General features: G+C 58.2%; 1 protein-coding gene. It reads left to right on the top strand.

Annotated elements, in window-relative coordinates:
- On the top strand, nt 1–646 hold a 646-nt coding region (locus tag A3754_RS04290), incomplete at both ends, for a peroxidase family protein (protein WP_304439804.1).

Genomic DNA, 646 nt, shown 5'->3' with positions numbered 1-646 from the left:
GCGGAAGATCTGCTCACCGACGTGGGCCAAGATCGCCTGTGGTACTCCTTCGGTATCACCCACCCGGGTGCGCTGACACTGAACAACTACCCGGACTTCCTGCGTAACCTGTCCATGCCGTTGATTGGCGACATTGATATGGCGGCCATCGACGTGCTGCGTGACCGTGAACGTGGCGTGCCCCGTTACAACGAGTTCCGTCGCCAAATCGGCCTCAAGCCGATTACCAGCTTCGAGCAGTTGTCCAGTGATCCGCAGCTGGTGGCTGACCTGAAGGCGCTGTACAACAACGATATCGAAATGATCGATACCCTGGTGGGCCAGCTGGCAGAAGAGACGCGCCCGGAAGGCTTTGGCTTTGGTGAAACGTCTTTCCAGATCTTCATCCTCAATGCGTCACGTCGCCTGATGACCGACCGCTTCTTCACCACCGATTACACTGACGAGGTGTACACCGCTGAAGGGATCGACTGGGTGGAAGAGAACACCATGGTCGACATCATCCGTCGCCACTACCCGAACCTGGCCAGCAGCCTGGTGGGCATGGATAACGCCTTCAAGCCCTGGGGCCTGAAAATTCCCGAGGATTATCAATCCTGGTCTGCCCAGGCGAAACAGGACCACCTGTGGGTCAACGGCGCCCTGC

It is taken from the genome of Alcanivorax sp. HI0083 (genome assembly GCF_001635175.1).
The sequence above is the reverse complement of the archived record's forward strand: the minus strand, read 5'-3'. Positions and strand labels throughout refer to the sequence as shown.